Source organism: Pseudomonas sp. NPDC088890 (assembly GCF_044900155.1).
GTDB classification, from domain to species: domain Bacteria; phylum Pseudomonadota; class Gammaproteobacteria; order Pseudomonadales; family Pseudomonadaceae; genus Aquipseudomonas; species Aquipseudomonas urmiensis.
This window is the reverse complement of record NZ_JBJDNG010000015.1, coordinates 25,395-41,037: the sequence shown is the minus strand read 5'-3', so window position 1 is coordinate 41,037 and position 15,643 is coordinate 25,395. Positions and strand designations below refer to the sequence as shown.

Here is a 15,643-nt window from a genome sequence, read left to right as displayed (position 1 = left end):
TTTTTCGCATTCACCAGACTGACGACGAGAACCCATGGCCAATCCCAGCGCTAGCGCCTATAACGCAGACGCCATCGAAGTCCTCTCCGGCCTCGACCCGGTTCGCAAGCGGCCGGGCATGTACACCGACACCAGCCGGCCGAACCACTTGGCCCAGGAAGTCATCGACAACAGTGTCGATGAAGCCCTGGCCGGGCACGCCCGCTCGATCCAGGTGATCCTGCACGCCGACCACTCGCTGGAAGTCAGCGACGACGGTCGCGGCATGCCGGTGGACATTCACCCCGAAGAGGGCGTCTCTGGCGTCGAATTGATTCTCACCAAACTGCACGCCGGCGGTAAGTTCTCCAACAAGAACTACCAGTTCTCCGGCGGTCTTCACGGGGTCGGTATTTCGGTGGTCAACGCCTTGTCGACCGAGGTCCGCGTGCGGGTCAAGCGCGACGGCAACGAGTACCAGATGACCTTCGCCGATGGCTTCAAGGCCACGGAGCTGGAAGTGGTTGGCAGCGTCGGCAAACGTAACACCGGCACCAGCGTCTATTTCAGCCCTGACCCCAAGTACTTCGACTCGCCGAAGTTCTCCATCAGCCGCCTCAAGCATGTGCTCAAGGCCAAGGCCGTGCTTTGCCCAGGCCTGTCGATCAGCTTCGAGGACAAGGCCAGCGGCGAGAAAGTCGAATGGCACTATGAAGACGGCCTGCGCTCCTACCTGGTCGATTCGGTCAGCGAGTTCCAGCGCCTGCCCGACGAGCCGTTCTGCGGCAGCCTGGCCGGCAACAAGGAAGCCGTCGACTGGGCCTTGCTGTGGCTGCCGGAAGGCGGCGACAGTGTTCAGGAAAGCTACGTCAACCTGATCCCCACTGCCCAGGGCGGCACCCACGTCAACGGCCTGCGCCAAGGCCTGCTCGATGCCATGCGTGAGTTCTGCGAATTCCGCAACCTGCTGCCGCGTGGGGTCAAGCTGGCTCCGGAAGATGTTTGGGAGCGCATCAGCTTCGTGCTGTCGATGAAGATGCAGGAGGCGCAGTTCTCCGGCCAGACCAAAGAACGTCTATCCTCGCGCGAGGCCGCTGCGTTCGTCTCCGGCGTGGTCAAGGACGCCTTCAGCCTGTGGCTCAATGCCCACCCAGAGCTGGGCATGCAATTGGCCGAACTGGCCATCAGCAACGCCGGCCGGCGCCTCAAGGCGAGCAAGAAGGTCGAGCGCAAGCGCATCACTCAAGGCCCGGCCCTGCCCGGCAAGCTGGCCGACTGCGCCGGGCAAGACCCGATGCGCTCCGAGCTGTTCCTGGTCGAGGGTGACTCGGCCGGTGGCTCGGCCAAGCAGGCGCGGGATAAAGAGTTCCAGGCGATCCTGCCGCTGCGCGGCAAGATCCTCAACACCTGGGAAGTCGATGGCGGTGAAGTCCTGGCCAGCCAGGAAGTGCACAACATTGCCGTGGCCATTGGCGTCGATCCAGGTGCCACCGACCTGACCCAGCTGCGCTACGGCAAGATCTGCATTCTTGCCGACGCCGACTCCGACGGCCTGCACATCGCGACCCTGCTGTGCGCGCTGTTCGTCCAGCACTTCCGCCCGCTGGTCGAGGCCGGGCATGTCTACGTGGCGATGCCGCCGCTGTATCGCATCGACCTGGGCAAAGAGATCTACTACGCCCTCGACGAACCTGAGCGTGACGGCATCCTCGACCGCCTGGTGGCCGAGAAGAAGCGCGGCAAGCCACAGGTCACCCGCTTCAAAGGCCTGGGTGAGATGAACCCGCCGCAGCTGCGCGAGACCACCATGGACCCGAACACCCGCCGCCTGGTCCAGTTGACCCTGGATGACGTCCAAGCCACGTGCGAGCTGATGGATAAGCTACTGGCGAAAAAACGTGCGGGCGATCGCAAGAGCTGGCTGGAAACCAAAGGTAACCTGGCTGAGGTCATGGTTTGATCCGTCTGTTCCTGACAGCGGTGCTGGCGCTGGTTGCGCTTCCAAGCTTCGCGGGCAACTGGCCAGAGCTGAAATTGACTGCCGAGCATCCGATCGACGGCATGCGCGGCGGCAATTTGTCTGGCCTGGCCTGGTGCCGCGGCGCGCTGTGGGGCGTCTCGGACCGCGACGACGACCGCATTTACCGCATGGACCAGCACAACGGCGTCTGGCGTGCCCAGGCGCTGACCTTCACGCCGCCGCCAGTGCCGGAAAGTGGCTTGCCCTGGGGCTTGAAGTCGCGCAACTGGGCGGTTTCCTACATTCGTGGTGGCGAGCTCGATTACGAGGGCATCACTTGCGATCAGGCGGGCAACTTCTATCTGGTCAGCGAAGCCCACGCGGCGGTGCTGCAAGTGCCGGTCGAGGGAGAACCTGACTGGTTGAAGATCGACCCGGCCATGGTCCGCCAGGCGCGGGCCAGCGGCATGCTGCTGCACTTCAATGCGCTGTTCGAGGGCCTGGCGATCAATCCGGCGGGCGACCGCCTGTGGTTGGCTGCCGAGCGCGAGCGGCGTGGCCTGGTGGCGATCCATCGCCAGCAGTCGGTGTGGACGTGCGGGCGCAGTTGCGTGCTGCTCAGCGAGGCCGGGGTTGAAATGCAGCCGCCGCAGATGCCCAATCCCCGGGCGCTGTCACGCGACTTCGCCGATCTCGCCTGGTACGACGGCAAGCTGTTTACCCTGGAGCGTAACGCTTTCCGCGTCTGTCGCCGGGATGCCGATACGGGCAAGGTCGAGCGTTGCTGGTCGTTCGCAGTCGAGGCACTGGAAGATTCACGCCGCTACGATCAACCGTTCGGTCTCGCCGAAGCCCTGGTGATCGATGCCAAGGGCGCCTGGATCGGTTTGGACAATAACAACGGCGACCGCGCCGATGGTGAAACCCGTCCGATCGTCTGGCGCTTCGCGGCGCCTGAAGGCGGCTGGAGCGCCAAGCCATGAACCAGCCGGCCGGCAAGCGCGCGGGCAGGGTGCTGATGGTGGTCGCCTGGGCGGCGGCCATGTTCCTGGCTACGCGCTTTTTCGGCCAGTGGGAAGACCGCCAGCAAAACCCCAATGCCCAGCCGCAGTCCGAGCACGGCGAAGGTTTTATCGAAGTACGGCTGTTAAGCAACGGCCAGGGCCATTTCGTCGCCGATGGCGCGATCAACGGCAAAGGCGTGCGATTCATGCTCGATACCGGCGCCACCGATGTGGCGATTCCCGAGTCGTTGGCCAAGGACATGCAACTACAGCGCGGCGCGCCGGTGATCCTCAGTACCGCCAACGGTCGTACCGAAGGCTATCGGACCCGTCTGGACAGCCTGCAACTGGGCGATATCCGCCTGCAGGGCGTGCGCGCCCTGGTGGTCCCAGGCCTGGACGGCGAGACCGTGCTGCTGGGCATGAGCGCCCTCAAACAACTTGAATTTACCCAGCGCGGCGGCAGCATGCTGTTGCGCCAGAACCTGAAATGACGAGGCCCGCATGAGCGACTCACTGGAACTCAGTCTCGACGGCGTCGAACGCCGCTCCCTGGCTGACTTCACCGAACAGGCCTACCTCAACTACTCCATGTACGTGATCATGGACCGCGCCCTGCCGCACATCGGCGACGGCCTCAAGCCGGTCCAGCGGCGTATCGTCTATGCCATGAGCGAGTTGGGGCTGGATGCCGATTCCAAGCACAAGAAATCGGCGCGTACCGTCGGTGACGTGCTCGGTAAGTTCCACCCGCACGGCGATTCGGCCTGCTATGAAGCCATGGTGCTGATGGCCCAGCCGTTCAGCTACCGCTATACCCTGGTCGATGGCCAGGGCAACTGGGGTGCGCCGGACGATCCGAAGTCGTTCGCCGCCATGCGTTACACCGAGGCACGGCTGTCACGTTACTCCGAAGTCCTGCTCAGTGAAGTAGGCCAAGGCACCGTCGATTGGGTGCCGAACTTCGACGGCACCTTGCAGGAGCCGTCCGTGCTGCCTGCGCGCCTGCCGAACATTCTGCTCAACGGCACCACCGGCATCGCCGTGGGCATGGCCACCGACGTGCCGCCGCACAACCTGCGCGAAGTGGCCAGCGCCTGCGTGCGTTTGCTCGATGAGCCCAAGGCCACTGTCGAGCAGCTGTGCGAGCACATCCAGGGTCCGGACTATCCGACTGAAGCCGAGATCATCACGCCGCGCGCCGATCTTCTCAAGATCTACGAGAGCGGCCGTGGTTCGATCCGTATGCGCGCCGTCTACCGCGTCGAGGATGGCGACATCGTCGTTACCGCGCTGCCACACCAGGTCTCCGGGGCCAAGGTGCTGGAGCAGATCGCTGCGCAGATGCAGGCCAAGAAGCTGCCGATGGTCGCTGACCTGCGTGACGAGTCGGACCACGAGAACCCGTGCCGCATCGTCATCATCCCGCGTTCCAACCGGGTGGATGCCGACGAGCTGATGCAGCATCTGTTCGCCACCACAGACCTTGAGAGCAGCTACCGGGTCAACGTCAATATCATTGGCCTGGACGGCCGCCCGCAGTTGAAGAACCTGCGCGTGCTGCTGCAAGAATGGCTGCAATTCCGTATTGGCACCGTGCGTCGCCGGCTGCAGCACCGCTTGGACAAGGTCGAGAAACGTCTGCACCTGTTGGACGGTTTGCTCACAGCGTTCCTCAACCTCGATGAAGTGATCCACATCATCCGCACCGAGGAGCACCCCAAGCAGGCGCTGATTGCCCGCTTCGACCTGACCGAAATCCAGGCCGACTACATCCTCGAGACCCGCCTGCGTCAGTTGGCACGTCTGGAAGAGATGAAGATCCGTGGCGAGCAGGACGAACTGCTCAAGGAGCAAGCCAAGTTGCAGGCCCTGCTGGGCAGCGACGCCAAACTGCGCAAACTGGTGCGCAGCGAGCTGATCAAGGACGCCGAAACCTATGGCGACGAGCGCCGTTCTCCGATAGTCGAGCGCGCCGAAGCCAAGGCGCTTTCGGAAAACGAGCTGATGCCGACCGAGCCGGTCACTGTGGTGCTGTCGGAAAAAGGCTGGGTGCGTTGCGCCAAGGGCCACGATATCGACGCCACCGGTCTCTCCTACAAGGCGGGCGATGGCTTCAAGGCCGCTGCCGCTGGCCGTTCCAACCAGTTTGCCGTGCTCATCGACTCGACCGGGCGCAGCTACTCGGTGGCGGCACATACCCTGCCATCGGCGCGGGGGCAGGGCGAGCCGCTTACTGGCCGGTTGACGCCACCGCCTGGGGCTACGTTCGAATGCGTATTGCTGCCCGAGGATGATGCGCTGTACGTGGTTGCCTCCGACGCCGGTTACGGCTTCGTGGTCAAGGGCGAGGATTTGCAGGCCAAGAACAAGGCCGGCAAGGGCCTGCTCAGCCTACCCAACGGCGCCAAGGTGATGACCCCGCGTCCGGTGGCCGACCGCGAGCAGGACTGGCTGGCAGCGGTGACCACCGAAGGCCGGCTGTTGGTGTTCAAGGTTGCCGACCTGCCGCAACTGGGCAAGGGCAAAGGCAACAAGATTATCGGCGTGCCAGGCGATCGGGTGGCCAGCCGAGAGGAATACGTTACCGATCTGGCCGTGATTGCCGAGGGGTCGACCCTTGTATTGCAGGCTGGCAAGCGTACCCTGTCTCTGAAACCTGACGATCTGGAGCACTATAAAGGTGAGCGCGGTCGACGCGGCAGCAAGCTGCCACGCGGCTTCCAGCGGGTCGACGGGTTGCTGGTGGAAACTTCCAGCTAGCCGTGCGAATTGTCTGAAGTGGCAATTTCGGCGTTGTTACCGGCGGAAACACTGGAGTCGGACGGCTAATTCGCGGATGATAGTGCCCCTGTGGCGCCGGCGTGGCTGTGCGCCCAAAAGAATCTACATGTGTATCACTGCGGTGTGCCGAGGGCGGCCGCTTGGATGGGATGATGAAATTTCTGCGCCTTCCATTTGCGCTGTTGATGACTGGCCTGTTGGGCCTGAGCGGGTGCAGCATGCACCAGCCGGTTGCCCTGTATCAGCTCGACAGCGGTGATCCTGGCCAGCCTTCGCAAAGCGCGGGCATGGCTGTGGTGCTCGGTCCTGTGTCGGTTGCCGACTATCTGCAACGCGAAACCTTCTTGCAGCGCCAGGCTGATGGCAGCCTGACTTCTGCGACGGATGGTCGTTGGGCGGGCAGCCTTTCGTCGGATATCGACCAGTTACTGGTCCGTCAGCTGGCCTGGCGTCTGGACAGTCAGCGGGTCGTGCTGGCCCCAGCGAGCACTGGCTTTGCGCCGGACGTGCAGGTATTGCTGTCGATTACCCGGCTCGATTCGGGCAAGAACCAGCCGGCGATCCTCGATGCCCAGTGGCGTCTGCTTGATCGTCGCGGCAACGTACGTGACAACCGTATCGTCCACCTTGAGCAGCAGCATGAGGGCACGGAGTCTTCCCAGGTGCAGGCCCAGGGCCAGTTGCTGCAGAAGCTCGCCGAGCAGCTGAGCAGCGCCGTCAAGCCGTTGGCCAACCAGCCGGCGATTGCTGAAGAGGCGCCGAAGAAGCCTGCCGCGCCGGTTCAAGTGAAGAAAGAGCGGGAGAAGTCGAAGATTCCAATGGCTTCGCCAATTCGCACCGATATGGAAGTCTATCGGTTCTGATCTTCCAGCCACAAAAAAGCCCGCATCTGCGCGCAATGCTATTCACTTAAGACTCGTCTCGTATGCATTGGGGCCGCTTTGCGCCCCTTCGCGGGCAAGCCCGCTCCCACAGATACAGCGCCGCTGTGACGGTAGGCGCCGTACCTGTGGGAGCGGGCTTGCCCGCGAAGGGGGCGCAAAGCGGCCCCAAAATTTTAAGTGAATAGCATTGCGCGCAGATGCGGGCTTTTTTGTGGCCGGCCGATTGGGATGTCTAGCTGACCTCAGACGCGCCGCTCGTGCATCCGCGCCAACTGCCGCTCCAGCATCGACGGATAGGGTTCCATCAAGCGCTCCACGCAGCAAGCCCCTTCAGGGCTGGCGATTGGGCGGATACGCGCGCGCTGACGAACCAGGGTGTCGTCACTGATCTGGCGCTCTACCAGCAGCAGGTTGCGGCTGTGCTGCGACAGCGCCAAGGCGTCCTGGGCTTTCTCCGCCATCAGCAAATCGACCTGCTCCAGGCCTTGCAGGTCATCGGCCAACACCAGGCCCAATTGCAGCTGCAGGGTAATCCCGCTGTCCGCCACTTCAATTTGCAGGGCATGGCCCAGGGCGCGCAGCAGCTCGCCGCAGCAGATAGCGTTGGTCAGGTAGTCCTCGCCGCTGTCGCGGCTGTGGAACAGCAGCAGTGTGCTGCCATCGTTGAGGGTGTGAGTTTCTCCCTCATACAGCGACGCCGCCTGTTCCAGGCAATCGGTGTAGCGTTCCAGCAGCTCGGTCAGGCGGGTGCGTGGCAGGCGCCGCAGTTGCTCCTGCGAGCCCAACTGCACGGCGAGCACGGCGGTGTATTGCGGCTCGTCAGATTCGACCGGCGCAGGTTTGGCGCGCGGCTCTTCGATGTCGATCAGGCCCGCAAAGGCTTCATCGTCTTCGTCGTCATCATGCGCTGCCACTTTTGCCCGTGGCGCAGCTTTGGCGACGACGGGGGTATCGTGCAAATCGTCGAACGCTTCTTCGTCGTCGTCCTCTTCCTCCGGTTCTGGCGGTGGAGGAGGGGCAAGGCGGGCATACAATTGACGGGCGATATCGCCGATTTCGTCCTGGCGATCGATCGCCGGGGTATAGGGGTGCGGATCACGTAGCCAGACCCGCAGTTGCAACAGCGGTGTGGAGATGAAGCGGCCCAGGCGCAGGCTCAAGGTCAGCGCCAGCGCCAGCAGGATTGCCGCCAGAATGCCCATGCTTTGCAGGCTGATCAGCATGGGCTGCTGGAATTGGCTCATGTCCAGGCTGATACGCAGCTGCCCGGCAGTGACATCCTGGAATGTGATCTTGGTCTGATAAAGACCTTCCGCCTCACCCAGCAGGCTGTTTTTCGGCCGTTGGCCAGCCTCGGCAAGGATGCGGTTGTCGACGCTGTAGATCGCCGCGTGAGCCACCAGCGGGTTCTTCACCAGGTTGCCCAGCAGCACGTTGAGGCTGAGGATGTCGTTGGACACCAGCAGCTCGGTAGCCGAGGTAGCGGTCTGGATGGTCAGGCTCTGCCCTAGCGCATCGGCCTGCTCGTGCATGGCCTGCTTGAACTGCAGGCCCATCACGCAGGCATAGATCACCAGCGCCAGCGCCACCAAAAAAATGTTGGTGCTGGCGATACGCAGTGCCAGGGGAACGCGACGCTGGCGCAGGGCACGGAAGATCATCAGGAAGAAGTTATCGGGTTTAACGGGCGTGGGCCGGTTCACAGAGCGCGGCTCTTTATGGCGAGAAAGTGCTGCGCAGTATAGCGAGCCGGGATTTGTCGGCAAAGTATCAGCGGCGCCCGATAGTCATGGAAAATCGGTAGAATGCGCATTTTTCATCGAAGTCGGAGCCAGGTTGTGCGCGAAATCGTCCTGATCAACATCACCGGTGAGGACCGTCCCGGTCTCACTGCCGCCATCACCGGCGTCCTGCTCCAGGGCGGTGTGAACATCCTCGACATCGGCCTGGCGGTCATGCACGGCACCTTGTCGTTCGGCATCCTGGTCGACATCCCTGACAACGAAGTGGCCACCCAGCTGCTGCAAAGCGTGCAAGCCAAGGCCCACGAGCTCAACCTGCAAGCGCGTTACACGCCGATTTCCGAGGCCGATTACCAGCATTGGGCCGATAGCCAGGGCGAGGCGCGGCAGATCGTTACCTTGCTCAGCCGCAAGGTCACCCCGGAGCAGTTGCAACGGGTCAGTGCGGTGATCAGCCAATATGGCCTGACCATCGAGCGGATCGAGCGTCTCTCCGCCCGGGTGGTGCTGGATGCGCCAACAGAGAAGGGCAAGGCCTGCCTGGAAATTTCCGTACGCGGCGAGCCGAGCGATGCCCAAGCCCTGCGTGCCGAGTTCTTCGCCCTGTCGCAAGAGCTGGCGGTAGATATCGCCTTCCAGAAGGACGACCTGTTCCGCCGCAACCGCCGCCTGGCAGTGTTCGACATGGACTCGACCCTGATCGAGGCCGAAGTGATCGACGAGTTGGCCAAGGCTGCCGGCGTCGGCGAACAAGTGGCCGCGATCACTGAGCGGGCGATGCGCGGCGAGTTGGATTTCCGCGCCAGCTTCAAGGAGCGGATGGCGCTGCTCAAGGGGCTCGACGTGGGCGTGCTGGATGAGATCGGCGCCTCGCTGCGGCTGACTGAAGGTGCTGAGAACCTGTTCACCGAGCTCAAGCGTCTGGGCTATAAAACGGCAATTCTGTCGGGCGGCTTCACCTATTTTGCCAAGCAGGTGCAAGCGCGTCTGGGCATCGACTATGTGTTTGCCAACGAGCTGGAAGTGGTCGACGGCAAAGTGACTGGCGTGGCCATCGAGCCGATCGTCGACGCGCAGCGCAAAGCTGATCTGCTCCAGGAGCTGGCGAGCAAGGAAGGCCTGCAACTGGCGCAGACTATCGCCGTGGGCGACGGCGCCAATGATTTGCCGATGCTGTCGCTGGCGGGGCTGGGGGTTGCCTTCCGCGCCAAGCCGCTAGTGCGTCAGTCGGCCAAACAGGCGATTTCTACCCTTGGCTTGGATGGCGTGCTGTATCTGCTTGGCTTGCGCGATCGCGACGCTCGCGGCTGATCCGATACTGTAATGGGGCCGCTTTGCGGCGGTTCGACGCCTCGACAAGCCCGCTCCCACAGGTTTTTGCAGCGCCGCTGAACCTTGTGGGAGCGGGCTCGCCCGCGAAGGGGCGCAAAGCGGCCCTAAAAATGAAAAAGGCCCCGCATGACTGATGTCATGCGGGGCCTTTTCTTTGCGCTACGGTCAGGCTTGGCTAGGCACAGCCAATTGCTGGCCCATGCGCACTGCCGACCCAGCACCCAGGCTCTCGGCCCACTTCACCTGCTCTGGCCCGAACAGCACGATCGCCGTCGAACCCAGCTTGAAACGGCCCAATTCGGCACCTTTCTCCAAATGAATCGGCGCCCGGCTGGCTTCGTCATAACGGAAGGTCTTCAGCTCACGCTTCGGTGGCGTGACCAGGCCCGCCCAGACGGTTTCGATCGAGGCCACGATCATCGCCCCTACCAGCACCACGGCCATTGGCCCGCGCTCGGTGTCGAACAGGCAGACCACGCGCTCATTACGAGCGAACAGCTCTGGAACGTTTTCCGCGGTGGCCTGGTTGACCGAGAACAGGCGACCCGGCACATAGACCATCTCGCGCAAGGTCCCGGCCAGCGGCATGTGCACGCGGTGGTAGTCTTTGGGCGACAGGTAGATGGTGGCGAACTCACCGCCCATGAACGGCGCGGCCAGGGCCGGGTCACCGCCCAGCAGCTCCAGCGCGCTGTAGCCGTGGCCCTTGGCCTGGAAGATGCGGCCATGCTCGATCGGGCCGAGCTGGCTCACTGCACCGTCTGCCGGGCACAGGATGGCGCCTGGCGTTTCATCCAGCGGGCGGGCGCCGGGCTTGAGGGCGCGGGTGAAGAAGGCGTTGAAATGCTCGTAGGCGCTGAGGTCTTCGACCAACGCTTCGGACATGTCGACCTGATAGCGCTTGGCGAACCAGGCGGTGAAGGCATTCTTGAACCAGCACGCACGGCACTCGGCAATGCAACCGGCCAGCCGCGACAGCAAATGGTGCGGCAGCAGGTACTGGCTGATGATGAACAAGCGGGATTTCATTGAATTTCCTTAAACGTCTACAGGCGTGTCCGGATGGTTACCCCATTCGCCCCAGGAGCCGGCGTAGGCCTTGACCCGTGGGTAGCCGAGGGATTTAGCCACCAGGTAGGTAAAACCGGAGCGGTGATGGGTCTGGCAGTGGGTGATCACTTCCTTGTCCGGGGTAATGCCCAGGTTCTGGAGGATCTCGGCCATGTCCTTGCGGATGCGCAGATGGTCATTCATGTCCATGCCGGCGGTCCACTCGAAGTTGACCGCGCCAGGGATATGCCCGCCTTTGGCCGCCAAGACCTTCTCGCCGCGGTATTCGCTGGGCGCGCGGGCGTCCCAGATGGCCAGGTCGGCAGCGCCCAGGCGGCTTTGCAGGTATTCGCGGGTGGCGGTGGGTTCGGCATGCAAGGTCAGGCCCAGCGGGCCGCCAGCGCTGACCGGCACGTCGGTGGACAACTTGTCAGCCGGCCATGCCTGGATACCACCATTGAGGTAGTGATACTTGCTATGGCCAATGACATCCAGCAGCCAGATAAAGCGCCCAGCCCAGCCGCCGCCTTCGTCGTCATACACCACGTAAACGGCGTCATCGCGGTGGCCGAGTTCGCCGAACAGTTTTTCCAGGTCGGCACGTGCCGGCAGCAGGCCGGGGGCCGGCGGCTGGCCAAGCTGAGTGCGCTTGGGGTCGACGAAGCGAGCGCCGGGAATGTGCCCGCTGCCATAACGGTTGGCACTGGTCAGATCGACCAGGATCAGCAGTGGCGAATCCAGGCGCGACAGCAAGTCAGCCGGTTCGATCACCAGCGGCAAGCCGGAAAAGTCAGTCATCCACAGTCTCCAGGGTGGAACGTGAGGGGGCGATTGTAGCGTAAGGCTTAACGATTGGGCTTGCTGAAGGTGGCCAGGGCACGCTCTACGCACTGCGCGGTTTTGCCAAAGGCTTGCACACCGACATCAGCCAGCGGCTTGCCGCCCTGGTCGGCGATCATCAGCATCTGCACCTGGCCATCGACGGCCAACGAGCGCAGCAGCAGGTGCTCGCTGCGGAACAACGCGCGTAGTGCTGCGGGCAGCAGGGCAGAAAACTGCGCATGGTTGTCCGGGGTCAGGCGCAGTTGCCCGGCCTGACTGGTCAAGCGCTGCAACAGTTTGTTTTGCGCAACCGGCAAGTTCAGGGCTGCGGCTTCAGTGGGCAAACCAGCCGCTCGTTGCACGAGCAAAGCGTCATTGGGCTTATCGTGCATCAGTAGCATGATCCGCTGCATGCCGCAGGCCAGCAGCGCTTCGCAGGCCTGGCTAGCCAGATGCACGGCGTTGCTGAACGGGCTTGGCTGGGCCAACAGTTCACCGCACAGCTTGCGCCAGCGGACCAGGTCTTCACTGGGTGGCGGCGGCGGGGTGAGCATATCGGGGTGCGGCCGGCGTTGCTGCCACGGCCAGATCAGCGCTTCGGCTGGGTGGAACAGGGCGTGGCGCGCATGGTGGCGGGCGCTGGCCGCCGCTTGTTGGTGGACCTGCTGCTGCACGTCATCGAGGCCGGTTTGCAAATACAGCGCAGTCAGCAATTGCCAGCGCAGCAGGTGCGGGTTGTCCCAGCCAACCTGGGCGGCCAGGGCCAGGCCGTTGGCCAGCAGCACGGTATTGGCCGGCTGGTTGAACCAGCGGCGCAGGCCGGGCTCTTCATCCAGCCGGTGTTGCTGGGTGAGGCTGTCGGGTTCGCGGGCGATGTTCAGTACTTGGGCGAGCAACTCGCGCTCGCTGGTCAGCAGGCGATAGCCCTGGGTCACCCACTCGGGCAGGCGCCAGTGACTGGCAACAGCTTGGCACAATTCCATGATGCGTACCCCGAACAGTTCCTGTTCGACTTCGGTGGCATCTTCACCCTTGTGGATCACCCGCAGCTCCCAGGCGTCCAGCAGCTTGGGGTGGCTCAGGGCCAATGGCCACAGCGGCGACAGGAACAACAGGCTACCCCAGTGGATTTCTTGCCACAGCCGGGCCAGACGGCTGGCGAACAGACCGCTGGCCTGCTGCGAGGCGTGTTGGCTGATCAGGAGAAATTGGCGCAGCACAGGCGGGATATCGTCGCCCGGCATCGCGGGCAGGCGCGTCAGCAACTGGGCGGTGCGCTCCAGGCCCAGGCGGTTGACGGCCACCTCAAGGCTTTCGGCGGGCTCGGCCTGGCTGGCATTGGCCGGATGATTGGCCTCACGCATCACGCAAAGCACCAGGGCCGGGCTGTCCTGCATCAGTTCGGCGATTTCGCGCAGGGACCTACGGCTGTCATTGATTGCGGCTAAAACACGGTCGTGGCTTTCTTTCGGCACTGGCAGGCGGACGCTGTCGAGCAGCTTTATCCAGCCATCGAGGGTGCGCGGAATTTGACCTGGTACCTTGGTTTCAATTGGCATTTTGACATCAGTCCAAACTGGCTTTTCGCTTTGAGTGGCTATAGTCTGGCGCAGTTCTGCCGATAAGTAGAAGAAGAGTTTTAAAGCTCCCGTCCCCGACCCTGACCACGACAGCAAGTGCTTTGAACCTATGGCTAAAATTATCGGCATCATCGTCGTATTCGCGAGCGTGCTCGGCGGTTACGTACTCTCCCACGGCAAGATCGCGGCGCTGATCCAGCCGTTCGAAGTGCTGATCATCGGCGGTGCGGCCTTTGGCGCGTTCCTGCAGGCCAACCCTGGTTACATGACCATGCATGTGATCAAGAAGTCGATGAAGATGTTCGGCTCGCGCTTCTCCCACACCTTCTATCTGGAGGTGCTTGGCCTGGTTTACGAGATCCTCAACAAGAGCCGTCGTGAAGGCATGATGGCAATCGAGAGCGATATCGAAGACGCTGCGGCCAGCCCGATCTTCGCTAAATACCCCGCAGTGCTGGGTGATGAGCGCATGACCGCGTTCATCTGCGATTACCTGCGCATCATGTCCACCGGCAACATGGCCCCGCACGAGCTCGAAGGCTTGTTCGACATGGAGCTGCTGAGCATGAAGGAAGAACTCGATCACCCCTCCCATGCGGTGACCGGCATCGCCGACGGCATGCCTGGTTTCGGTATCGTCGCCGCGGTACTGGGTATCGTCGTGACCATGGCCTCGCTGGGTGAAGGCGACCAGGCCTCGATCGGCCTGCACGTGGGGGCGGCACTGGTCGGTACCTTCTTCGGTATTTTGGCCGCCTATGGCTTCTTCGGCCCCCTGGCCACGTGCCTGGCGCACGATGCCAAGGAAGAGGTCAACCTGTACGAGGCGATCAAGGCTTCGCTGGTTGCTTCGGCCTCCGGCATGCCGCCATCGCTGGCCGTCGAATTCGGGCGCAAGGTGCTCTATCCCAAGCACCGTCCGAGCTTCGCCGAGCTGGAACAAGCGGTTCGCGGTCGCTGAGTCATGGAAAACAATCAGCCGATAATCATCAAGCGCGTCAAGCGCTTCGGTGGCGGGCACCACGGCGGCGCCTGGAAGATCGCCTTTGCCGACTTCGCCACGGCGATGATGGCGTTCTTCCTGGTGCTGTGGTTGCTGTCGACCGCTACGCCTGAGCAGAAGATCGCCATTGCCGGCTACTTCAAGGATCCGATTGGCTTCTCCGAAAGCGGTACGCCCTACGTCATCGACCTGGGCGGCTCGCCGCAGCTGGCGCCGGAAAAGACCATCAACCCGGAAGAAAAGTCCGAGCCGACCCCTGACACCAGCATTCAGTTGGACAAGGACCAGGTCGAGACCATGGCCGAGCAGGTCGAGAAGGAGCGTTTGAACCTGCTCCTGCAAGAGCTGCAGAACAAGGTCGAGGAAAACCCGCAGCTGCAGAAGTTCAAGGACCAGATCCTGTTCGAGATCACCCAGGACGGCCTGCGCATCCAGATCATGGATGCCGAGAACCGGCCGATGTTCGACATCGGCAGCGCACGCTTGCAGCCGTACTTCGAAGACATCCTGCTGGCCATGGCCGACACCATCAAGGCGGTGCCGAACAAGATCAGCGTCAGCGGCCACACCGATGCCAAGCCGTATGCCGGCGCAGGCGAGTTCGGTAACTGGGAGCTGTCGGCCAACCGTGCCAACGCTGCGCGGCGGGCACTGGTGGCGGGTGGTTATCCGGATGATCAGGTGGCGCGCGTGGTCGGTTATGCCTCGTCGTCGCTGTTCGATCGCAAGGATCCGTTCAACCCGGTCAACCGGCGCATCGATATCATTGTCTTGACCAAGAAGGCCCAGCGTAACATCGAAGGCGAGCAGGGTACGCCTGAGGCGCCACCGGCAGCGCCAGCCGCCCCGGGCGCTGCGGCGCCAGCAGTGCCTGGAGCAGCCGCCGAGCCGATGCAGCCTCGCGAGCTGCGCCAGAAGCTGAACATCTTCGAAGATGGCACATTGAAGATGGATGAGCCCACAGAATAAGGGCAAGTGGGGCGCTACGCGCCCCACTTCATTCAAAAGCCCCGCCGAATCTTGGCCTTGAGATCGGCATGAAAGAAATCCGCATTACTCCGGTCGACACTGTGCAAACGCACCGGTGGCAGCGACATCGCCCGTTCAAAGGTCCGTTCATCATGGTAGGCGCGCACAAACAGCTCGATGTGCTCACGGCTGCGCATCACCGGCCACTTACCTAAATGTTCTGGCAATGACTGCGTGCCACTCTGGTACAGGCTGACTCGCCGACTGGCCATGACCGCTGCGCCCATCAACCATGCCGTCCACCATTGCTGCGCGCCCTCGCTGGAGAGCACGCCAATCAGATGCGTGGCATCACTGAGTTGCTGGCAAAGGCCGCCGCACAGGTCTTCGGTGGTTTGCCCGGTACTGTCGAATTGCACCAGTTGAGTTGGAACATCCTCAAGCAGCAAGCGCTCATTGAGAATGAAGGCGTCGAGCCGTTCATTGTGGCGGTAGCAGATGACGACGGGCATCAGCTAGGCCCTCCGTGATGGA

The 15,643-nt window shown here is 62.7% G+C and carries 13 protein-coding genes; 8 read left to right on the top strand and 5 right to left on the bottom strand.

All coding sequences use genetic code 11. The annotated features are described in order from the left end of the window. Positions 1-34: 34 nt before the first annotated feature. The 5 genes from parE to ACI2JX_RS22965 all read left to right on the top strand — a co-directional run bounded on the left by parE (position 35) and on the right by ACI2JX_RS22965 (position 6,590). On the top strand, positions 35-1,939 hold the full coding sequence (parE, locus tag ACI2JX_RS22985; protein ID WP_368971312.1) for a DNA topoisomerase IV subunit B: 1,905 nt from the start codon (positions 35-37) through the stop codon (positions 1,937-1,939). After that, the gene (locus ACI2JX_RS22980; protein ID WP_368971311.1) at positions 1,936-2,922 is read left to right on the top strand and encodes an esterase-like activity of phytase family protein; all 987 of its coding nucleotides are present in this window, start codon (positions 1,936-1,938) and stop codon (positions 2,920-2,922) included. Before parE ends, ACI2JX_RS22980 begins: the two co-directional genes overlap by 4 nt. After that, positions 2,919-3,437, top strand: coding sequence for a TIGR02281 family clan AA aspartic protease (locus ACI2JX_RS22975; RefSeq protein WP_404691047.1), 519 nt, complete (start codon positions 2,919-2,921; stop codon positions 3,435-3,437). Before ACI2JX_RS22980 ends, ACI2JX_RS22975 begins: the two co-directional genes overlap by 4 nt. A gap of 10 nt (positions 3,438-3,447) precedes the next feature. Beyond that, on the top strand, positions 3,448-5,706 hold the full coding sequence (gene parC / locus ACI2JX_RS22970; RefSeq protein ID WP_368971309.1) for a DNA topoisomerase IV subunit A: 2,259 nt from the start codon (positions 3,448-3,450) through the stop codon (positions 5,704-5,706). 173 nt (positions 5,707-5,879) lie between these two features. Next, positions 5,880-6,590 (top strand): membrane integrity-associated transporter subunit PqiC, encoded by a 711-nt coding sequence (locus ACI2JX_RS22965; RefSeq protein ID WP_264236748.1) that lies wholly within the window; start codon positions 5,880-5,882, stop codon positions 6,588-6,590. Positions 6,591-6,853: 263 nt separating this feature from the next. Here the strand turns inward: ACI2JX_RS22965 and ACI2JX_RS22960 are convergent, their stop codons facing one another. Further along, positions 6,854-8,314 carry a histidine kinase gene (locus tag ACI2JX_RS22960; protein WP_404691046.1) on the bottom strand — a complete coding sequence of 487 codons (1,461 nt, stop codon included), beginning with the start codon at positions 8,312-8,314 and terminating at the stop codon, positions 6,854-6,856. Between the two features lie 135 nt (positions 8,315-8,449). Here ACI2JX_RS22960 and serB point away from each other — a divergent pair, with 135 nt between their 5' ends. Then, the gene (gene serB / locus ACI2JX_RS22955) at positions 8,450-9,664 is read left to right on the top strand and encodes a phosphoserine phosphatase SerB (RefSeq protein ID WP_264236750.1); all 1,215 of its coding nucleotides are present in this window, start codon (positions 8,450-8,452) and stop codon (positions 9,662-9,664) included. Between the two features lie 186 nt (positions 9,665-9,850). On the opposite strand, the gene asd is transcribed toward serB, so the two are convergent. From asd to ACI2JX_RS22940, 3 genes are read right to left on the bottom strand one after another with little or no spacing between them, the layout of a single operon-like run. Then, positions 9,851-10,714, bottom strand: a complete 864-nt coding sequence (gene asd / locus ACI2JX_RS22950; RefSeq protein WP_404691045.1) for an archaetidylserine decarboxylase — start codon at positions 10,712-10,714, stop codon at positions 9,851-9,853. 9 nt (positions 10,715-10,723) lie between these two features. Then, the gene (locus ACI2JX_RS22945; protein ID WP_404691044.1) at positions 10,724-11,533 is read right to left on the bottom strand and encodes a rhodanese-like domain-containing protein; all 810 of its coding nucleotides are present in this window, start codon (positions 11,531-11,533) and stop codon (positions 10,724-10,726) included. Between the two features lie 47 nt (positions 11,534-11,580). Next, entirely contained in the window at positions 11,581-13,116 is a 1,536-nt protein-coding gene (locus tag ACI2JX_RS22940) for an HDOD domain-containing protein (protein WP_404691043.1), read from the bottom strand. A gap of 130 nt (positions 13,117-13,246) precedes the next feature. Here ACI2JX_RS22940 and motA point away from each other — a divergent pair, with 130 nt between their 5' ends. Together motA and motB are read left to right on the top strand one after the other, a co-directional pair. Then, entirely contained in the window at positions 13,247-14,098 is an 852-nt protein-coding gene (motA, locus tag ACI2JX_RS22935) for a flagellar motor stator protein MotA (RefSeq protein WP_186555613.1), read from the top strand. Between the two features lie 3 nt (positions 14,099-14,101). Continuing rightward, on the top strand, positions 14,102-15,109 hold the full coding sequence (gene motB / locus ACI2JX_RS22930; protein WP_264236753.1) for a flagellar motor protein MotB: 1,008 nt from the start codon (positions 14,102-14,104) through the stop codon (positions 15,107-15,109). A 32-nt stretch (positions 15,110-15,141) separates the two neighbouring features. Here motB and ACI2JX_RS22925 read toward each other — a convergent pair whose 3' ends face one another. Beyond that, entirely contained in the window at positions 15,142-15,621 is a 480-nt protein-coding gene (locus ACI2JX_RS22925) for a molecular chaperone Tir (protein ID WP_404691042.1), read from the bottom strand. Between the last annotated feature and the right edge of the window lie 22 nt (positions 15,622-15,643).